Origin of the sequence: Edaphobacillus lindanitolerans (assembly GCF_900156305.1) — a bacterium.
In the GTDB taxonomy this organism is placed as follows: Bacteria; Bacillota; Bacilli; order Bacillales_A; family Planococcaceae; genus Bhargavaea; species Bhargavaea lindanitolerans.
Map to the genome: position 1 here is coordinate 872,471 of NZ_FTPL01000001.1, position 20,271 is coordinate 892,741.

At 54.8% G+C, this 20,271-nt stretch carries 17 protein-coding genes and 1 pseudogene; 2 read left to right on the forward strand and 16 right to left on the reverse strand.

Annotated features, from left to right (window positions below; translation table 11 throughout):
- Positions 1–16: 16 nt before the first annotated feature.
- The 13 genes from B0B07_RS04140 to B0B07_RS04200 form a co-directional block, all read right to left on the reverse strand.
- Positions 17–946, reverse strand: coding sequence for a sugar phosphate isomerase/epimerase family protein (locus tag B0B07_RS04140; protein ID WP_076757080.1), 930 nt, complete (start codon positions 944–946; stop codon positions 17–19).
- Complete coding sequence (locus tag B0B07_RS04145; protein ID WP_076757081.1) at positions 888–1,967, reverse strand: Gfo/Idh/MocA family protein; 1,080 nt, start codon at positions 1,965–1,967, stop codon at positions 888–890. The genes B0B07_RS04140 and B0B07_RS04145 overlap by 59 nt, the downstream gene beginning before the upstream one ends.
- Before the next feature lie 263 nt (positions 1,968–2,230).
- Positions 2,231–2,845, reverse strand: coding sequence for a PH domain-containing protein (locus B0B07_RS04150; protein ID WP_076757082.1), 615 nt, complete (start codon positions 2,843–2,845; stop codon positions 2,231–2,233).
- An 84-nt stretch (positions 2,846–2,929) separates the two neighbouring features.
- The gene (locus tag B0B07_RS04155; RefSeq protein WP_076757083.1) at positions 2,930–3,601 is read right to left on the reverse strand and encodes a DUF421 domain-containing protein; all 672 of its coding nucleotides are present in this window, start codon (positions 3,599–3,601) and stop codon (positions 2,930–2,932) included.
- Between the two features lie 135 nt (positions 3,602–3,736).
- Positions 3,737–4,852, reverse strand: a complete 1,116-nt coding sequence (locus B0B07_RS04160) for a GerAB/ArcD/ProY family transporter (protein WP_076757084.1) — start codon at positions 4,850–4,852, stop codon at positions 3,737–3,739.
- A 24-nt stretch (positions 4,853–4,876) separates the two neighbouring features.
- The gene (locus tag B0B07_RS04165; RefSeq protein WP_268753111.1) at positions 4,877–6,058 is read right to left on the reverse strand and encodes a Ger(x)C family spore germination protein; all 1,182 of its coding nucleotides are present in this window, start codon (positions 6,056–6,058) and stop codon (positions 4,877–4,879) included.
- A complete protein-coding gene (locus tag B0B07_RS04170) occupies positions 6,055–7,632 on the reverse strand; it encodes a spore germination protein (RefSeq protein ID WP_234982240.1) in 1,578 nt (525 codons plus the stop codon). Before B0B07_RS04170 ends, B0B07_RS04165 begins: the two co-directional genes overlap by 4 nt.
- Before the next feature lie 256 nt (positions 7,633–7,888).
- Positions 7,889–8,833, reverse strand: a complete 945-nt coding sequence (locus B0B07_RS04175) for a vWA domain-containing protein (RefSeq protein WP_076757085.1) — start codon at positions 8,831–8,833, stop codon at positions 7,889–7,891.
- 13 nt (positions 8,834–8,846) lie between these two features.
- Positions 8,847–9,161: a hypothetical protein gene (locus tag B0B07_RS04180; protein WP_144264284.1), complete on the reverse strand. Its 315-nt coding sequence runs from the start codon at positions 9,159–9,161 to the stop codon at positions 8,847–8,849.
- A 152-nt stretch (positions 9,162–9,313) separates the two neighbouring features.
- Entirely contained in the window at positions 9,314–9,523 is a 210-nt protein-coding gene (locus tag B0B07_RS04185; RefSeq protein ID WP_076757087.1) for a hypothetical protein, read from the reverse strand.
- The gene (locus tag B0B07_RS04190) at positions 9,520–11,034 is read right to left on the reverse strand and encodes a sodium:solute symporter family transporter (RefSeq protein WP_076757088.1); all 1,515 of its coding nucleotides are present in this window, start codon (positions 11,032–11,034) and stop codon (positions 9,520–9,522) included. Before B0B07_RS04190 ends, B0B07_RS04185 begins: the two co-directional genes overlap by 4 nt.
- Positions 11,031–12,212 carry a DmpA family aminopeptidase gene (locus B0B07_RS04195; RefSeq protein ID WP_327078162.1) on the reverse strand — a complete coding sequence of 394 codons (1,182 nt, stop codon included), beginning with the start codon at positions 12,210–12,212 and terminating at the stop codon, positions 11,031–11,033. The genes B0B07_RS04190 and B0B07_RS04195 overlap by 4 nt, the downstream gene beginning before the upstream one ends.
- A gap of 211 nt (positions 12,213–12,423) precedes the next feature.
- Entirely contained in the window at positions 12,424–12,690 is a 267-nt protein-coding gene (locus B0B07_RS04200) for a hypothetical protein (protein ID WP_076757090.1), read from the reverse strand.
- Between the two features lie 484 nt (positions 12,691–13,174).
- Here B0B07_RS04200 and B0B07_RS04205 point away from each other — a divergent pair.
- Positions 13,175–14,419, forward strand: a pseudogene (locus tag B0B07_RS04205) (cysteine desulfurase-like protein).
- On the forward strand, positions 14,416–15,624 hold the full coding sequence (locus B0B07_RS04210) for an amidohydrolase (RefSeq protein ID WP_076757091.1): 1,209 nt from the start codon (positions 14,416–14,418) through the stop codon (positions 15,622–15,624). Before B0B07_RS04205 ends, B0B07_RS04210 begins: the two are co-directional and overlap by 4 nt.
- A gap of 82 nt (positions 15,625–15,706) precedes the next feature.
- Here the strand turns inward: B0B07_RS04210 and B0B07_RS04215 are convergent, their stop codons facing one another.
- The 3 genes from B0B07_RS04215 to B0B07_RS04225 form a co-directional block, all read right to left on the reverse strand.
- A complete protein-coding gene (locus B0B07_RS04215; protein ID WP_076757092.1) occupies positions 15,707–17,074 on the reverse strand; it encodes a YjiH family protein in 1,368 nt (455 codons plus the stop codon).
- Between the two features lie 23 nt (positions 17,075–17,097).
- Positions 17,098–18,384 (reverse strand): aspartate aminotransferase family protein, encoded by a 1,287-nt coding sequence (locus B0B07_RS04220; protein WP_407643863.1) that lies wholly within the window; start codon positions 18,382–18,384, stop codon positions 17,098–17,100.
- A 382-nt stretch (positions 18,385–18,766) separates the two neighbouring features.
- On the reverse strand, positions 18,767–20,122 hold the full coding sequence (locus B0B07_RS04225) for a sigma 54-interacting transcriptional regulator (protein ID WP_076757093.1): 1,356 nt from the start codon (positions 20,120–20,122) through the stop codon (positions 18,767–18,769).
- Between the last annotated feature and the right edge of the window lie 149 nt (positions 20,123–20,271).

The following is a 20,271-nucleotide window of genomic DNA, read 5'->3' on the forward strand; positions in this document are numbered from 1 at the left end:
TCCGACAGCCCCCTTCTCACGGCGGAAAACGGTATTGATTGATGAACCGCACCGCCTCTGACAGATCATGCACCGGATCACGCCTCACTTCCCGCTCAACCGTCAGGTATCCATCATACCCGATTTCTGCGAGCGCCCGGAAGTACGCATCGAACCCGACACTCCCCTCCCCGAGCGGCACCTCACGGAAAAACGCACCGCTCTCCACGAGCTCCGCAATGTCGTTGTGCGAACTTCCCTGATTATACCCGAACATGCCATAGACCTCCCGCGGATCCAAAGGCGCCAGCCGGACACCGTCCTTCACATGCGTATGAACGATATACTCCTTCAGCAGATGCACCCCCCGGACCGGATCGTCTCCCGTGACCATCACGAGATTCGCCGGATCATAATTCACCGACACTCCGTCGCCCGACAGCGAATCGAGGAACCGCTTCAGCCGGACCGCCGTCTCCGGACCCGTCTCGATCGCAAAGTACCCGTCCACGCTTTTCGCATACGCCCCCAGCTCCTCGCACGCTTCCTGCATCACCGCATACATCCGCCCTGACTCATCATCCGGCACGATGCCGATATGCGTCGTCACGATATCCGCCCCGAGATCCTTCGCCAGATCGATGATCCGCTTCGACTTCTCGATCTTCGCCCGGTTCGCCGCCGGATCCTGGAAACCGTGCCCTCCCAGATCCCCGCACAGCGCCGACACCTCCAGACCGAGTCCGGCAAGAACCCCGGACAGCTCCCGTCTTTTGGCCGGGCTCATTTGCGATGGCTCCAGCTCGCCCCCCACCGCATACATCTGGACGCCGTCCGCACCGATTTCCTTCGCTTTCTCCAGTGCCTCGCGTACCGGCAGCCGAAGATTGTCCGTGATGATCCCGACTTTATTCGCCAGCTTGATTGTGATCGTAAACGACCTCCCGTCCGGTTCTTGCCGACTCATATACACCGTCCAGCATCTTCATCACCTCAAGCCCGTCCCCGAGCGGGGCAAGCGTCTTCCCGCCGCCCATGCAGCAAGCGACAAAGTGATTGATTTCCGCACCGAACGCCTCATTGAAATTGAGCGTCAGATGGTCGATCTGCGGATGCACGTTCAAAATCGTGTCATTTCGTTCGGTCACGAGCAGCAGTTCCGGCTCCAGTTCCGCACCGCCCCTCTTCCCGAAAAGCTGGATCTTCGTCTCGGTGTCTTTCGCATGGAGACTGAACGATACGTCCAGCATGAGCGTGGCGCCGTTTTCGAATGTGATCATCGCCGCCGCCAGGTCCTCGACATCATTCCTGTCGACACTGTAGTCCGCCGCCTTGTAATACGACAGATTGTCCACATTCCCCCGGTTGCCCAGCTCCAGGAATGTCGCACCCTTGATGCGGGCGACTTTCGGCTTCCCCATCAGATACCAGACCGTGTCGATCAGATGTACACCGAGGTCGATGAGCGGCCCGCCGCCCGACCGCGTACGGTCCGCGAACCAGCCGCCCGGGTTTCCGATCTGGCGAAGGTGCGTCGCCTTCGCGTAATAGATCTCCCCCAGCAGTCCGTCATCGATGAACTTCTTCAGCACCCGCGTCCCCGCCGCAAACCGCCGGACGAAACCGACCTGCAGCACTTCATCCTTTCCCCGCGCCGCGTCCCGGACCCGGAGCGCTTCCGCATAAGACATCGCGAGCGGCTTCTCCACGAGCACATGCTTCCCGTGCACCAGTGCCTGGATTGCCAGTTCCGCGTGGGTATCATTCCACGTGCAGATGCTCACCGCATCGAGCTCGGCATCCGCAAACATCTCTGCCGTCGATCCGAACACTTTGCGCACCCCGTACTTTGCCGCCTTTTCCCCTGCACGTCCGGCGGACAGATCATAGATTCCATACAATTCCACTTCTTCGTTACATGCATATGACTGCAGATGAAAATCCGAAATCATCCCGGCACCGACCACGCCAACCCTGAGCTTGCCCAACCGCCCGATCCCCCTCTCAGTTGCCTGCCGCCCGCCCGACTTCATGACTTTCCTTCATCATATGGGCGAACGGTCCGTTTCACGACAGGATTCTAAAAGGAAGCGGGAAGCAATCTGTGCGGAGTGCGTCGCTTGGATCCGCGAGTGAGTCGCAATCCCCGGCGAGTGCGTCGCTTTCGGATAAAACTTTTCCCATCTTGCATTTTTCCCCGCTCCAACAAAAAAGGCCGACCACGATTCCGTGTGGCCGGCCATTCACTCTATCAGTTATTGATGTACTTCTCGAACACCTCGCCGAAGTCTTTGTCATGGTACTTCTCACGGGCGGATTCCATCCAGGAGAAGCCGAATTCGGTCAGTTTCTTGTATTCGTCGGACAGGGTCGTCTGGGAGCTGCGCATGTTCTGCAGCACCGTGCCGGCCCGGTCGAGACTCTGAGCGGCCATTTCCATCATGATGCCGTTCTCGTGAGTGATCTCCGATATGTAGACGAGTGCTTTGTAAAGATCATTCAGCTTGTCGATCTGCTTTTTGTCCACATCAATGCTGTATGCCTGGTTGCCGAGCGTGAATTTGATCTCCACGTCCAGGTCGACCCGGCCCGCTGTCTCCAGCATCACACCGGAAATTTTGTGCTGGGCATATGGATGGCGCTTCAGCAGCCGCTTGGACGTGACGGCGTTCTCGCCGTCGACATGGACGAATGCCAGATTCGTGAAGCAGTACTCATCAGCTTTCGTCTTGATCAGGAAATAGATCTTCTCATCATCTTCATGGCGGATATAGTCATCCGCATCTGTTTTGTCGTAGTCTTCAGGCCCGATGATCTTTCCGATATCGGACAGGCCGAGCGCGTCGGAGGCAATCTTTTTCAGCATGGGCGGCTCCTCTTTTCTTCATTGGGAATGAATGCAGGAATAGTATAGCATCCGCACGGCCATGTGATGAACATCCCGCCACTTTTATCTTCCATATATAAACACGTTCAGGCGCCTGCTTTCATCAAGGGTTGCCAGCAGCACGTCCTTTTGACCAATATAATGCTCGGTCTTCAACGCCTGCAGCAACCAGGCCTCGTCCAGACCGGCCTCCTCCAGCGCCCGATGATCCGCACGGCCCTCCCGGATCACCACTTTCGGCAAGTTGAACGGCTGCGAAGGTAGATCGAAATCATTTCGTGTGGGCCCCTGGTACTGCGGACTTTCGAAAAATGAAATCGTCCCGTCCGGCTCCCACAGGGCGAGCGACAGCTTCTGGATGTCCTCGATCTTCGCCTTCCGTGCCTCCGACAACAGGTAGTCAATCGTGATCCGTGCTTTCTTCATGTTCGGATAAACGAGCTGCCCCCGCCGGACGAGCGGCATCGGATCCGGCGTGACGAGTACACGGGCCCGGGGAGATTTGAGCACAAGCAGCACGCTTCCGCTGTAAAGCAGAACGAGGACGCCCATCGTGATCATGGCCCCCGTCAGCCCGAGCCCCTCATCCGACAACGGGTGGGCGATCACGTTCCCGATCACGAGGGAAATCGCAAAATCGAGGATATTCAGCTGAGAGATGGACCGGCGCCCCATCACTTTCACGACGAGCAGCAGGAACAGATACGCCACCACTGCCCGAAGCACCCATTGCATCACCGTCAGCGTCTCTTGCGCATGAAAAAATCCACCTTGCCACCTCCAAATCCCTTTGTCCTTGAGTATGGCCAAAAAGAAGACTAGCGACTCCGGGGCGCCTCCGTTTGATTTCCAATGAACCAGAAGAGTAATTTAACCGGCCTTCTCTCTTCCTGCCAGCTTTTTCCTCCGGATTAAATAAACGGATGCAGGCAAAAGCGGAACGAACACTCCCGAGAAAATGGACAAAGTCATGCCTGTGGTTGCCCGCCATTCTTTGAAATCGATGATGCTTGGATACAAAGTCAGGGAAAGGAGAAAAGCGATGGTTCCCAGCGGAAGAATGAATGTCCGGTAATTCCTTTGTCCAAACAGCCGTGCAGTGCCGAGAATAGCCGCATAAATGTAAATGGAGGCTTTGAAGTACAGGGTGATCAGCCACAGAAAGGAGATGGTTGATTCGACCCTCTGGATGAAGTTTCCCACGCTGATCTTCTTGGCAAGTTCATAGCCGGGGTATTGCTGTTTTGCCGTATTGTCGCCGCCCAGTATTGACACGCATAAAAAAGTCAGCAGGATGATCACGGCCGCACTGATCGCACTTCCGATCAAAAAAGAGCGGCCCGCCTGCTTCTCACTGTCTGTGGATGCAGAATAAATCACGAGCATGGTGATCGTGTTCAGTGCAAACACCTCAAGAAGGGGGAAAGACGCACGGGCGATCGTTCCAGCCCCGGACTCAAAGACCGGCTGGATGTTCTCAATCTTGATCGCCGGCAGCAGAAAGATGAACAGCAGGAATAAAAATACGGCGTATACCAAAATAAAAACCTCTGCCGTCCGGGCAATCGTTTCCAGTCCCAGAAACACGCCGATCAGAATAGTCGCGAGCATCAGAAAGTTCAACATGGACATCGGTGTATTCGGCAACATTTCGGTCTGCAGAAACGCACCCGAGTAATAAAGCAAGCTGGATGCGTAATTCACCATGACAAGGATGAACAACGCCATGATAAACTTTCCGATCCAGCGACCGAGTATCCACTCCATTGCCCCAAAAAGCGAATTTCTCGGGAAGCAACGGGCCAGCAACCCGTAAAGGAAGATGATTCCCAACCCCGCCAGCGTCCCGGCTGCGGCTGCCAGCCAGGCATCCTGCCCCGCTTTTTCCGCCAGGATGGCCGGGACCGCCAGAATACTCGTGCCGGTCGTGAAGAAAAAGACGAGCACACCGAATTGATAGGCACTGATTCTCTCTATTCCCTTCATCTTCGCCGTCCTCCTCACAGTCGTTTAAAGCGGGTTCAGCAGCGTGCCGGTCATCCGGATGTTCATCTCCACTTTGACTTTCACCGGAACATTCTCAAAGCCGTGTTCGTCCCATTCACCCTTCAGACTTTTCCATTTATCGGGATGGGACCGGTGGATCGTCTGGCCGAACCCGAATATATCAGAACGGCCCCGAGACTGGGTCTCCTTCACCGTTTCCTCGATGATCCCGGTGAGCTTCTTTTCAAAGAGGTTATCCAAAATATGAATGCTTTCCGGCTTTTTCATGTCCAGACCGCATTGGACGGATCCGACATTTCCTTTGTTCTTGATGATGATTTCCATTTCGGGATTTCCCCCGCTGAAGCTTGCCTTGATTTTTGCATCCGACTTCGTCACTTCAATGGCCACGCTGCCGCCCTCGGGGCAGGAGATGGTTTCAACCGTATTTTTTATGTTGCCGGCCACATAGTTAAATCCCTTGCTCTGCTCCGCATCCAGCCAGCCGACCAGCCGATCCTTTTCAAACACAGCCAGATTGTCGAAATACAGCCGGGCGGACGGATGGATTTCTTCGGTCGCTTCCTTTCCGGTATTCGAATCGGCATCTGCACTCGACAATATGCCGGTCAGCACGGCATCCTTTCCGTCACTCGAGATATCCGCTAGCAGCTCAAAGAGCGTCATTTTATGGACCTCGGACCAATTATCCGAGGAATTCTCCAGCATGTCGAACAGCTTGTTGGCGGGGATCGTGTCAAGCGCAGTCGGCACCCTCAGAATATCCGAGGCCGGACGGTCTCTTGCCACAACGACTGAAAAATCAGGCCGCACTTCCCAGTCGCGAACGAAGAGATCCAGCGAATCCCAGATGCCCTCTCTCGCCATTTCCTCGCCGATGACGAGAAGCTTCAAGTGACCCGGATAAATCTTGCGCGGCACTTGCTTCGTCATTTTGCGGATCGCTTCATAGGCGGTCTCGCCATCCGCCTGAAAAAGAAGGACCGGGGTCCCTTCCGCTCCTTTATCCGAGGAAATCGCCGAAGGAACGACAACCTGTGCGGAGACCCGGAAGCCCTCGTCTGACTTGTCGATTCCGAAAGCGACGGCAATGGCAATCTCGTTCAACTCCCGCTTGTCCCAGCAACCGGTGAGAAAACAACAACAGATGATAGTGGCAACCAGCGGCTTTTTAATGGGGATCACCTTTTCGATTCAGAGTTGTCTGGACTTGATTCCTCAGCTACGGCCGGCTGTTGCCGGGTCGGGTTCGCCTTTCCGATGAGCCGAGGACGCCTGTACATGCGGGGAATCGGTCCCCGGATCATCGTATCTTTCTGTCCACTCCAGTTAAACGGCGAAAGCGGGCTCATATATGGAACACCGAATGACCGCAGACTGCACAGATGCAGGATGGTGACGATCAGTCCGATCATGATGCCGTAAAAACCAAAGCATCCCGCAAGGATCATGAAACCGAAGCGCAGCATCCGGACCGTAAAGCCAAGATCGTATACCGGCGAAACGAAGTTGGCAATGGCCGTCAAGGACACCACGATTACCATGGCCGCGGAGATGATCCCCGCTTCCACTGCAGCCGTCCCGATGACCATCGCGCCTACGATGGAAATAGCCGAACCGACATTCCGGGGCATCCGGAGCCCGGCCTCACGCAGAATCTCAAATGCCAATTCCATGATGAGCGCTTCGATGAATGCCGGGAACGGCACTCCTTCACGCTGGGCGGCCAGGCTGATCAAGAGAGGCGGCGGCAGCATATTTGGATGGAAGGTCGTGATGGCAATGTAAAAAGCCGGCAGCAGCATAGCGATTCCAAAAGACACATAACGGAGGATCCGGATAAAGCTCGAAAACAACACCCGCTGGTAGTAGTCTTCGGAAGACTGGAAAAACTGAGTGAACAGCGCCGGCACGATCAATACAAACGGACTCCCGTCCACCAGAATGGCGATCCTTCCTTCCAGCAGGTTGGCGGCGACCGCATCAGGCCGCTCCGTGTTGTAAATCGTGGGGAACATCGTATAGTCTGTATCCTGGATGAATTCCTCGATATACCCGCTTTCTAGAATTCCGTCAATCTCGATCAAGTCCAGCCTTTTGCGCAGTTCATCCAGCACCCGTTCTTCAATGAGACCGTGAATATACATCAGTTCCACATTCGTTTCGGTTCGTGTGCCGATTTTTCTGGATTCGTTCCAAAGATTCGGATCTTTCACCCTGCGCCGGATCAGCGCCGAGTTCACCCGGATGTTTTCGGAGAATGAATCCCTCGGCCCGCGGACGACGGTCTGTGAATTCGGCTCTGTGACGGCCCGCTCCGCCCATTTGCGGTTGGGAATGACGAGACCTGCCGCATACCCGTCCACGAGCAGGAGCGTGTCACCCGAGAGCAGACTTCCCAGCAAGGAAGAGACGGAACCGGATTCTTCCACTTCCCCGACCGTCAAAATCCGTTCCTTCAGCTCCGACAAAAAGCATTCGTCCGGACTTCCGCCTTCCCTCTCCTCAATCTCCGGCAACTCGATCATCAGTGTTTCCAGAAGGAATTTCTGGAGGGAGGCCGTGTCCGTCAGGCCGTCTGTATACAAAATGCCGGCCGGGATCCCCTCCCGCCCGATCCGGATTTCCCGGATGATGACATCCGTGCTTTCCCCGAGGGTCACTTTTAACAGGAGCAGGTTGTCCTGCAGGCTTTTCTGAAGACAATCCCGGCCGGAAGCTTCCGGCTGTCCGCCTTTCTTCTGATCAAACAAACTCAACAAGCTTCCCTTCTCTCCCGTTGTGATTACTTGACAGTATGAAAGCTCCGGAACCCGTTTATACATAGGTTGCAAGATTTGTGCTGTGTTGCTGTCGGACGAAAAAAAGAACAGATCCCTTCAATCCAGGTTTCTGGAATGACGGAATCTGTTCTGTTGGTTTTGCAGGGGCTACTTCCCCTCATAAATCCGGTCAATCTCTTTGCGTTTCTCATCCAGATCACTGTACGACTTATTCATCAGGTACTTCTTCATTTCAACTATACGGTCGCCCATTTCCCAGTAGTATTCGTTGCGCATGTCGATGATCTTGTTTTTGCTGGGGACTGTTGATCTTGCCTTGCGTCTGAAGAGTCAGCAACGCATGTTGCATTTTGTGTGATTCGCTGCGGTTCTGCACTTTCCAGTTTATTTCAATCTTATTTATATCAGATCTTTCTCCAAATTTATCCATTACAAGATTGTTCTTTTCTTCGAGCCACCAATCCTGCCACTTTTTTGCGTCCTCAAGCGACCAGTCGAATTCCGCTTTGAGCTGCTCGTGGTTGCGTGCATTCGTATACGTTCCGCCTGCCGCTTCAGCGACATCCTGCAGCTGCTGTTCTTCCTTGCTCGCCACGTCAAATCCAATGATATGGACAATCGGAGAAATTCCCGAAGCCTTGAGTGCTGCTGCGGATTGGACCGGATCGCCGCCGCATGTTTCCATGCCGTCGCTGACGACAAAGATGACATTTTCATCATGCTCGCCCTTGTAGGGCTCCAGATCTTTCTGCGCCTGCCCGATCGCGCCTGCAAGCGGTGTCCAGCCTGCCGGATTGAACTGATTCAAGGATTCGGCCAATTGGCTTTCTTCATAAGGCTGAATTGGATAAACAAGCTCATTCGATGCACAAGACATGGCCTTGTCTGCTTTGGAACCGGTCCCTTTGTGCCCGTACACCCTTAACCCGGCATTTGCCTCGGCCGGCAAACTAGATGCAAAACTCCGGATCGCTTCCTTGGCGAGCTCCATCCTCGTCTTAGAGCCAATGACATTGGCCATGCTGCCGCTCGCATCAAGCAAGATTTCAACATTATAGGAAGCATCAGACCCGTCCGGACCGCTGCCTCCCGGACCGCCGGGGACGCTGCCTGATCGGAGGGCCCCCATCGGATCTTCGTACTCCATCTTGAACAATGAATACAAATGCTCCAGCAACTGCCTCAGCTCTTCATCGCTCGCATCCCTCCGTTAGGGCAGGGATTCCGTCCGTAATTGTCTCCAGATCCTGTTCGGGAATATTTGCATCGTCGGAAGCAAACTCCCCTGCCGGATACTCAACCACTTCCTTCAAGGCAATCGGCATCGGCCGGCTTCCAAATGCAGGCTCCCCGTCTGGAAGACCCTTCTGCGGTTCCGCTTCTTCCGGCTCCTCTTCCTCAGGCACCCCGGCCGCCCCCGCTTCAGGCTGCACTTCTTCTTTGCAGCCTGCCAACATGATCAGCAAGAAAACCAATAGACCCGCAACCCTTGTAAAACGCCTCACGCAATCCCCCCTTACGCTCCTCATTATTTCCCAGTTTAGGATATCGGAAACGGGAAAACAACTTGAATTAAGAGTGCTTCATCCCTTCGAGTCCACCACTAAAACAAATAAGACCCGCCGGTTTTTTCCCGCGGGTCGGTTCACCTCTCTATTCATACAACCGGGCTCTTGCCGACCGGGGTGACCGGCTCTTCTGTTTCAGGGAGCGCCGTTTCTTCAGCCTTTAGATGATCCGCATGAGCAGTGTGCTTTCCGATCTGCAACATTTCACGGATCACAACAACGGCGATGAACAACATGCCGACTCCGCCCCATGCGAAAACAAACAGGTAGAAGAAAGAGAATGCGCCAAATGACATCATACCCTTTCACCCCCTCCGCTCAGATGATGATCCGGCTCATATGTTCTCAAAACGTTATAGTCAAACCGGTGTTTTGTAAACGGCAGGGAAACCAAAATGACAACGAACGGCAGGAACAGAGACAGCATATTGCCGACAAACCAGTTCAGGTCCTCATCCTGGATCATCACAAATGCACTCAACCCCGAAATCAGGCCGATGGCAATCGATGCAAAGGCCACTTTGCTGTTGAGCCGCTTCAGCCAAAGACCCAAGATCAGAGAAGCCGCGGGTGCAGCAAACAGTATTCCGCTGAAAATATCGATCATCAGCAAAGATACCCCGTCAAGAAGTGTGGCCGCAGCGCCGATGACCACACCTGCCAGGAGAATGATCATCCGGCCAAAGCGCGTTTGCTGGGACTCGGTCGCATTTTTTCGGATGTATCTTTTGTAGAGATCCAGCGTGAACATCGCCTGGAGGCCTGCAAGTCCATTTCCTCCGGTCGTCAAACCGGTCATCAAGATCAGAATCACAAAGGCCACGGCTCCGAAATCTCCCAGGACCAATTGGAAGATATAAGGCGCGGCACCGCTGTTGACGGCCACTTCCTCCGAAGTGAGACCGAGCGAGTAGAAACCTCCTCCGATTACGTTCCCGAAGATGATCGGGATCGGCATCCAAGCTACAACCGTTCCGATCAGGTAAGCCCAGAACAGGCTCTTTGTACTCTTGGCAGAAGCCGCAGTGGAATAATAGCTCTGGCTCAGCAAGACTTGCCCCATGGCAATCACCACTGCGGAAAGTCCGTAACGGAGGCCGGCCGTGTTAAAGAAAATGAGTGCATCCGGGTTGTGTTCCGGGTGCGCGGTATCTGTCGAAATGATTTTCAGAGACTCGAAGATATGCGCCAGACCCAGTTCCTTGACGATAAAGGGAACCGTAATGAAAACAACAAGCAAGATCACAAAAAACTGAAATACCGAGTTATAGATCGAGCCCCTCAATCCTGCGATGGCGATGAAACTCGCAAATAGCATCGACGCCAGGAAAGCGGTGATCTTGAAATTCAATCCGAATGTGTATTCAAAGGCATAGGCAATCCCCACCGCCTGCATGACACACACATAGAGGACCAGGCAAATTCCGAACACGAGAAATGTATTGGCGAGCCGGGTGCCAAACCGCTCCCGGATAAATTCGATGAACGTCGTGGATTTTGGCATGAGCGTCCGAATCCTCAACGCTATCGGGATGAATAACAGGAAAGGCAATGCCGCTCCCCACGCATAGTTAAAGCCTCCGCTCACCCCGTACCAAATACCGGCTTCCCCGGCCCCCATGAGAGAACCTGCCCATACCCATGCGACAAAAACGCTCGCGGCGATAAACCCAAACGGGATCCCCCTGCCTGCGGTCAATAATTCATCGACCTGGTTCAGTCTATTGTTCTTGTTGATCAATGCCGAAATGCCGATCAAAATTACGGCAAAGACAAATAAAATTGAATAACCCGCCAGCGCACCGGTCATGACCGCTCACCTTCCTTTTCCGGACTGACCCGGTTATACCGGCGGAGGACAGCGAGCAGTTCTTGATGGTCGATTGCTTTGATCACTTTGCCCTCAGGTTTTAAGGTGGTCATATCTTCAGCCGAAACCATCGCATTGATGATCGCTTCATCGACCGCATGCACGGCCTGTTCGTAGATGCAATCAAAATATTCATCATTGATCAAGTCCATATGAAGCCTCGCTTTTTCCTGCTGGGGGATTTCCATCTCATTGGCATTCGAGAAGGCGAGGAAGATATCCCCTGAGTCATTCCCGCCGGGGGTCCCGCTTCTGCCGATGCCGATTGCAGCACGTTTGGCCAATCGTCTCAGCTGATGGGGCAACATCGGGATATCCGTTCCGATGATGACAATGATCGAACCCATTTCTTTTCCGTAGAGAACGTGCTCTGTGAGATGCTTGCCGACAGGAACACCAGCCACATTCAGCCAATCACGCTTGCCGTGGTTTGCCTGGACAAGCACACCTATATGATAATTCTCCCCGTCGATGTCAACCTGTCTGGAGGAGGTGCCGGTTCCGCCTTTGAACTCATAGCAGATCATCCCGGTCCCGCCGCCGACATTTCCTTGATCGATCTTTCCGCTTTTGGCTGTTTCCAGCGCCTCGAGCACATGATGTTCTTTCACATGGAATCCGTTGATATCGTTTAAGATCCCGTCATAAGTTTCGGCGACAACCGGCATGGCCCAAAGATGCCGGCGGTGATACTGCTCCTTGTACGTATCCACCATCCACTTGGTCACAGCCTGGTGGACCGTGCCGACAGCATGCGTGTTGGAGATGCAAATCGGGCTCAGGAAGTAACCGGCATCCTGGATCCAATGGGTGCCCGTCATCTCGCCGTTTCCGTTCAAGGCATACATACCGGCCCAAACAGGGCTCAGCGTACTGCGGTCACTCGCCGGTAATATTGCCGTAACACCTGTTCGGACAGGACCTTTCCCCACTTCAAGCTGCCCGTCCCCTTGCAATAGAGTTGCATATCCGACTGTCACTCCGGGAACATCCGTGATGGCATTAAACGCTCCGGTCTTCCCTTCAAATGGAATTCCCAAGTCTCTTGCGTCCATTTTTTCAAGCTTCCCCTCTACTTTGGTATCTTTGTTGTTTGGTCTTCTGTAAAGCGCTTGCATTTTGCTAAATATTCAATCTACCTACTCTGAATATTATATTCTTATTAAGAGGGCAAGTCTTATACGGAATGTACAAACTTTCTATCGTTCTTTGGACGGTTTGTCCTGTAAATATGGGCCATTGACTTGGATCATATAAAAAAGAAGGAACCGGGGGCTCCTTCTTCAAAAGTTCTGTTTGATCAAGCACGGCTTCCGATTTTCTTTCCCCCTACTCCCACCGGGCAAAGCGGAAGGTTCGCTCGTACAGCATTTCGCCTGTGCCCGATTCAACCGGCCCGATGGAGCGGAGCACTTTGCAGCGCCGGCGTTTGGCGATGATCCAGGCATACCGCAATGCGTCGTCATCTTCCAACTGTACAGGCGAGTCGGACTCCAGCCGGACGATGAATTCCCAGTCATCGGACCAGCCGGCATAAAGAACGCCCAGTTTCCACGCCACCACATCATCCAATTCTCGCTCACTGATTAGATTCATCCTCGCGCATCTCCTTTTTCAATGAATTGCTATGTTCCATTTTCTAAAAATAATACTATAGTCCTAATAAAACCTTCAAAACGTCCAAAACAGAATAAAATTGAACATTCATAGATAAGCACTTATACCCATTCTATAATTAAAAATAAACAACGTTGCCTCATGGCAAACGCTGTTCCTCTCAATCTAATGAAGGGACATGACTTTATTTTACTTATATATATTAGCAACAATTTGGTGGCTGGACAAACTCTATGTGTGTACAACAATCAACTTTTTCATTCTCCCCCCTACTCCCCAATCCTCTCTCGGATTCCCTGATTTCATTTTGACTTTATAGGAGTTCCTTTCCCTTGTGTCGAAATAGTTCGATATCCGGAATAGACTTTTACAGCAAGACGCCGCCAGGCTCCTTGACCCGGCCCGACTCCAGCCCGGACAGTTCATTTATATAGAAGGAGGAAATACCATGTCCGCATACCCGATGGACGAGATCCGCAGCCAGTTTCCGGCGCTCGGACGTACGTACAACGGACTGCCTGCCGTATTCCTGGACGGCCCGGGTGGTTCACAGGTCTTAAAAGGGGCCATGGACGCTATGGTCCGCTACATGACAAACGGCACGGCCAATCTGCACGGCCAATTTCCGACAAGCCGGGAAACGGAAAAAATGATCCAGGAAACCCGGGAGGCTGTGGCCGACCTTGTCAATGCCCGTCCCGAAGAGGTGGCCTTCGGCCAGAATGCGACGTCCCTGGCATTCTCCGTCGCCCGTGCGCTGAGCCGGGACTGAAAGCCCGGTGATGAAATTGTTCTGACAGAGATGGACCATCCCGCAAACATCGACCCCTGGCTGTCCGCTGCAGAGGATAAGGGCGTCAAGGTCAACTGGATCGGGGTGGACCCAGCTACACTCACGCTGGACCTGACGGGATTGGATGATCTGATCCATGACCGGACCCGGCTCGTCGCCGTCACGCTTGCCTCCAATGCAGTCGGCACAGTCCCCGATCTGCGGCAGATCATACAGTTGGCGAAAAAGAACGGGGCCATCACCTCCGTCGACGCTGTTCATGCGGTTCCGCATATGGCCATCGACCGTGAAGAGATCGGTGCCGACATTTTGTTCTTTTCCGCCTACAAGTTTTTCGGGCCGCATATCGGAATGGCCGTCATCCGGACACCGGTCTTCGGGACCCTCAAGCCATACAAGGTCGGGCCGTCGGACAGTCGCTATCCGGACAATTTACAGACCGGCACCCAGAACTTTGCGGCGATCGCGGGGGTGAAGGCGGCCATCGGATTCATTGAAAGCCTTGGCAACGGCCATACCCGGCGGGAGCGGATCATGGACGGCTACCGGCAGATCGAAGAACACGAAAATCGTCTCGCAAACCGGATCCGGCAAGCCTTTTCCGGGATCGAGGGGATCCGTCTTTATCAAGCTCCCGACCCCGTCATGAAAACACCGACGCTCGCATTCACGGTAGATGGCCTGTCTCCTGCCGAGTTCAGCCGGAGAATGGCCGAAGAGCACGCCATTTTCGTTGCAGACGGCCACTTTTACGCCACCCGCCTTGCGGAGCGGGCCGGAGTCCTTGAGGACGGCAGCTGGATCCGGGCAGGGCTTGCCCCCTATACGACCGAAAATGAAGTGGACCGGTTCATCGAGGCCACACGGCAGATCACCCGGACACCCGTCCTTCCATCCGGCAAGGTGACTTCATGAGCGGACGGACATCACTGCAGCCGGCAACCGATCAGATCCGGAACCAAGTCATCGGCTGGCGCCGGCATCTGCATCGGCACCCTGAGCTGTCCTTTGAAGAAATCGAGACTTCCCGTTTTGTCCGGGAGACCCTTGAATCCTTTCCCGGGCTCGAGATTTCAAATCCGACTCCGACAAGCGTGATGGCCAGGCTGGCCGGGAACAAACCTGGAAAGACCCTCGCCATCCGTGCGGACATGGATGCCCTGCCGATCACGGAAGAGAATGATTTCGAATTCAGATCCATCCATCCGGGCAAGATGCACGCCTGCGGACATGACGGACACACCGCCATCCTCCTCGGTGCAGCGAGTGTCCTATCCGGACTGAAGGACGAGATCCCGGGTGAAATCCGCTTCATCTTCCAGCACGGCGAAGAGCAGCTTCCGGGCGGTGCGGATGAGATGGTCCGCGCAGGGGTCATGGACGGGGTCGATGCGGTGATCGGGGCCCACCTCTGGTCACCGATCGAGACGGGCAACGTGTTTACGAAAGCGGGGCCGCTCATGGCGGCGGCAGACATCTTCCGCATCCAGATCCGCGGACAGGGCGGCCACTCCGCTGTCCCCCATGAGACGATCGATGCACTCGCTGTCGGGACCCAGGTGGTGAACAACCTGCAGCATATTCTGTCGCGGCAGACCGATCCGTTTGAATCGCTTGTCGTCTCCGTCACCAAATTCACGGCCGGCACATCACACAGCATCATTCCGGACACTGCGGAAATTGTCGGATCCGTCCGGTCGTTCAACGAGGGGATCCGCCGGCAGGTTCCCGCTCAGATGGAACGGATCATCGGCGGGGTCACCGCTGCACACGGCGCAACCTATGAACTGGACTACGAATACGGATACAGCCCGGTCCTCAACGATGAGGCCGTCACCCGCATGATGGAGGAGACAGTCCGGGAAGTGCTCGGGGAGGAACATCTCCTCCGGATGAATCCGATGATGATCAGCGAGGATTTCTCCCGGTATCAGAAGGAAGCCCCGGGATGCTTCTTCCTCATCGGTGCAGGAAATCAGGAGAAAGGAATTGTCTGGCCGCATCATCATCCCAAATTCACGATTGACGAAGAATCGCTGGATATCGGAGTTCGGCTGTTCGTGGATGCAGCCCTGAGAATTCTCGGCTGCCGGACCGGCGAGGCCGCCATAATCAAATAACAAAAACAAAGACATCCGATGTCCGCTTTGCGGAACCGGATGTCTTTCTGTTTTTCCTGGATCTTCGACTTGGGATGCCTTCTTAAAACACCAGCCAGTGCGCTATGAGCACGATGATCGGCAGTGTGATGATCGTCCGCTGCAAAAAGATGATGAGAAGTTCCCGGAAATTGACCGGGATATTGGATTTCAGGATCAGAATCCCGATTTCGGACATGTAGATGAGCTGGGTGAGAGAAAGCGTGCCGACGACGAAGCGCGTCAGTTCGCTTTCGATGCCGCTTCCGATGACCGACGGGAGGAACATGTCGGCAAATCCGACAAGCATCGTCGGTGCCGCTTCTCCCGCCTGCGGGATCTGCATGAGCTCGAGCACCGGCACGAGCGGGTAGGAGATCCACTGGAACACCGGCGAGTACTCCGCAATGATCAATGCCAGCGCGCCGAGACTCATGACGAGCGGAATCAGTCCGAGCCAGATGTCGAGAACCGTTTCGACGCCGTCCTTGATCAGGGCTTTCGGCCCTTTTACCCGACTGGCTGTCGCAATTGCCTGTTTCCAGCCCCAGCTGAGACCGGTCTCACCCGCGGGGATCGCTTCATCGTTCCGCTTGGCAGACCCATCGAAATACGTATCGGCTTTTCTGGAGAGCGGCGGAATCCTCGGCATGATGATGGCCGCGATGATGCTGGCGACCGCGATCGTCAGGTAAAAGGGAATGAACAGATGACCCAGGCCGATGACATTCGCGACGACGAGCGAGAAGGCGACCGACGCGATGGAGAATGTGGTCGCAATCACGGCCGCTTCGCGTTTCGTGTAATACCCCTCATCATATTGCTTCATCGTGATGACGACCCCGACCGGTGCCGCGCCCATCCACGACGCGAGCGTGTCAATCGATGAACGGCCCGGCAAAGTGAATACCGGGCGCATGAACTTGGTCAGCATGGCACCGAAGAATTCCATGAGACCGAATTCCACGAGCAGCGGGAGCATGACACCCGCAAACAAAAACCATGTCAGCAGGACCGGTGCGAGATCAAACAGCACCACCCCGCCGGTCGCCCGGGAAGAGATGAACTCCGGGCCTGCGCTGAAATAAGCCATGAACCCGACCGCAAAGCCGAAAATCCGTGTGATCAAACCGAACGGCCCCACGAGGAACAGCGCTTTCCAGAAAGGCCGGTCCACGATGAACGCCGGCTTTGCAACAACGGTCACGACGGTCATCAGTGCGGTGAAGCCGAGCATCGCCAGGATGAATCCGGGAATCCAGGCTTCTCCCATTCCAAGCACTGATGATGCGAGGATTCCGATGCCGATCGTGATCTCCCCGTTCCATCTGACCGGCACCAGGAACAGGAGAACCCCGATCAGTGACGGAATCAGAAACTTCCATACCGCGCTCTTCGCTGTTGCTTGTTCCCCCTTGTAAACAACGGACATGTTCATTCCCCCTTGTATTTAATTCAGCGCGGGTCACCGCACTCCTGAAGAACCGCTTCCAGCATATCGAGCCCCTCATCGATCTGTTCCTTTGTGACGGTCAGCGGCGGGATCATGCGGATCACTTCCCCCGAATTGCCGCACAGGTAGAACAGGACTCCCTTTTCCAGACACCGGTCGAGCACATCCATGACCGCCGCACCATCCGGCTCCCCTGTCTTCGGATCCTGAAGTTCGATGCCGATCATCAGGCCGGTTCCCCGCACGTCACGGATGACCGGATGAGTTTCTTTGATTTGCGTGAGACGCTCCATTGCGTACGCGCCCATTTCGCGCGAGTTCTCGATCAGCTTTTCTTCCTTCAGCACCTCAAGCGAAGCGAGCGCGGCGGAGCAGGCGATCGGATTCCCCCCGAAGGTGGTGCCGTGGGAACCGAGCGGCCACTGCTCCATCAGCTCCTTTGAAGCGACAGTCGCGCTCAGCGGAAGACCGGCTGCAATGCCTTTCGCAATCGCCATGATGTCCGGCCTAACCCCGAATGTCTGCGCCGCGAACCAGTCGCCCGTCCGGCCGAACCCGGTCTGCACTTCATCGAATATGAGCAGGATGCCATGCCGGTCGCAGATCTCCCGGATCTTCTTCAACCACGATTTCGGCGGGATGATGTATCCTCCTTCACCGAGCACTGGCTCAACGATCATGCAGGCGACTTCCGACGGATCGACCTGATGGGCAAATAGGCGCTTCGCATCCCGCTCAAGCTTTTCTGCAAAGAATACTTCCGGGTCCGCCCCCTCGGGCAGGTCTTCAGGAAGTGCGTACGGCAGCTGATACGTCAGCCACGACGGCTGCAGATGCTTGCGATATTTGCTTTTCGACGTCGTGACGCTGAGCGCTCCGATCGACCGGCCGTGGAAGCAGCCGGTGAACGATACCGCGTACGGCCGTTTTGTCACGTACTTCGCGAGCTTCAGCGCACCCTCGATCGCCTCCGTCCCGCTGTTCGCAAAGAAGAAATTATCGAGTTTCGGCGGCAGCACCTGCTGCAGCTCATACGCCAGCTTCAGAATCGATTCATAGATGATGACGCCGGACGGCCCGTGGACAAGATGGTCCGCACTGTTCTTGATCGCCTCGACGACCTTCGGATGCCGGTGCCCGACGTTTTCGACCGCAATCCCCGACGTAAAGTCCAGATACCTGCGTCCATCCGCTCCGTAGTAATAACAGCCCTCGGCCTTCACGACGGGCAGGTTCGGATGGTCCTTCGCCATACTCGGTGCAAGGAAGTTCCCGATGTTGCCGACCATCGATGTCCAGTCCGGCTGTGCTTCTGTCATGCTTGATTCCAGTTGCTTTGTCATGATGCATCCTCCTGTTCATGGAACATGTTATATCTTGGTGTGTTGCAGCTCCGCGGTGTTTGGTTCTCATCCCGTAGCGTCGGAGACCCTACCTTTCGTGCTTGAGTCCCTACCAAACGGGGGTGAGTCCCTACTTTCATACTCGAGTCCCTACCTCTCGTATTCGAGACGCTTCGGGGGCGAATCGCTACCTTGCACATTCGAACCGCCACCAACTCGGGGATGAATCCCTCCCAATCGCTGCTGAGTCCCTACCTTTTACACCCGAGTCGCTACCTCCGCCACTTTAATCAGCACCCATCCGCAACTTTCCGGGTGAAGTCCTGATTCAAGTGTCTTCATATTTCTTCAGCTTCCGCACGACCGACGGCTGGCTGATGCCGAGTTGCTTCGCCATTTCCGTTGTTGTGCCGTATCGCTGCTTCGCGATTTTCAGCACCCGTTTCTCCACACTTTCAAGGATGCTCGGCAGCGACCGTCCGTCAAGCCCGATATCGGACAGTGTCGATGCCGGAGCGAGCCGGTATTCCATCGGGAGGTGATCCGGCCGGAGTACCTGCTCCCTTCCCGATACGACGAGCCGTTCCATCACGTTCTGCAGCTCATCGATATTGCCCGGCCACGGCAGGTTCATGAGGGCATCGAACAGCTCCTGGGACAGCTCTCTCTCCCTGGCGTGCTTCTCATTGAATACCTCCAGGAAATGTGGGATCAGCAACGTCAGATCCTCCCGTCGTTCCATCAGCGGGCGTAATTCGATCGGCACAATCTGCAGCATGTAATACAGCTCGCAGAGAAACTCCCCGTCCTTCACCGCCCCGGCCAGATCCCCTTCCGCTGAACAGATGAGCCGCACATCAAACGGGACCATCTCGGGCCCGTCTCCGACCCGGAACTCTTTGTCCTTCAGGAGCGCTGCCAGCCGGGTCTGCAGATGAAGCGGCAGCCGGTCGATTCCCTCAAGATACAGCGTCCCGCCGTCCGCAACCGACAGCAACCCGATCTTTTCCCGTCCGTCACCGACGAGTTCCCGCTCAAACAGCGCTTCCGGAATCGTGCGGCAGTCGAGCGACAAGAACGCCTGATCCTTTCGCCCGCTCCGTTTATGAATTTCCTTTGCCAGCGTCGACTTCCCCGTTCCATGCTCGCCGTACACCATCACGGGCACATCGAGCTCCGCCACTTCAAAACCGGTCGAAAACGCTTCCAAAGACGGTCGGGATGAGAGAATGAGGCCCGATGTCTCCACCGTCTCCTTCCGCAGTCGGCTCAGCTCTTCCTTGAGGCTCGCCATCTCCGCTTCCAGCCCATCCAGATACTCCTGGATCACGAGCAGCTCTGACCACTCATACGAATAACTGACGACAAACTCCACATCCCCCGCCCCGTCGAACAGCGGAAATCCCATGATCAGTTCGCGGCTGCCGGACGGCGTCTCCTGAACGAGCACCACCTTCTTCTTTTCTTTCATGACAAGCGGTGTTATCGCCGGAGTGAAAATCCCCCGCTCCTCCAGATCATAGACGGATGCGCCCAGCAACTCTTCGGGCGTCAGGCCATAATGAGCTCCGCTCTGTTTCGATGCCTTGATGATGATTCCGTCACGGTTTGTGACGATCAAGTCTTCCTGGGAAGAATCGAATACTTCCGGAGTCGGATTGGACTCCAAGTAAAAAGATGACATATTGGACCGGCACCTCCTCGGTTTAATTATTCACTTTTGTCTGTTTATTTAGATATGAATAGGAGTATACAGGGATTGAGATCTAAAAGCAATAGTGCGCAGCTTCATCTCCCAACAAAAAAAGCCCCCTAATAGGGGCTCAGTATATT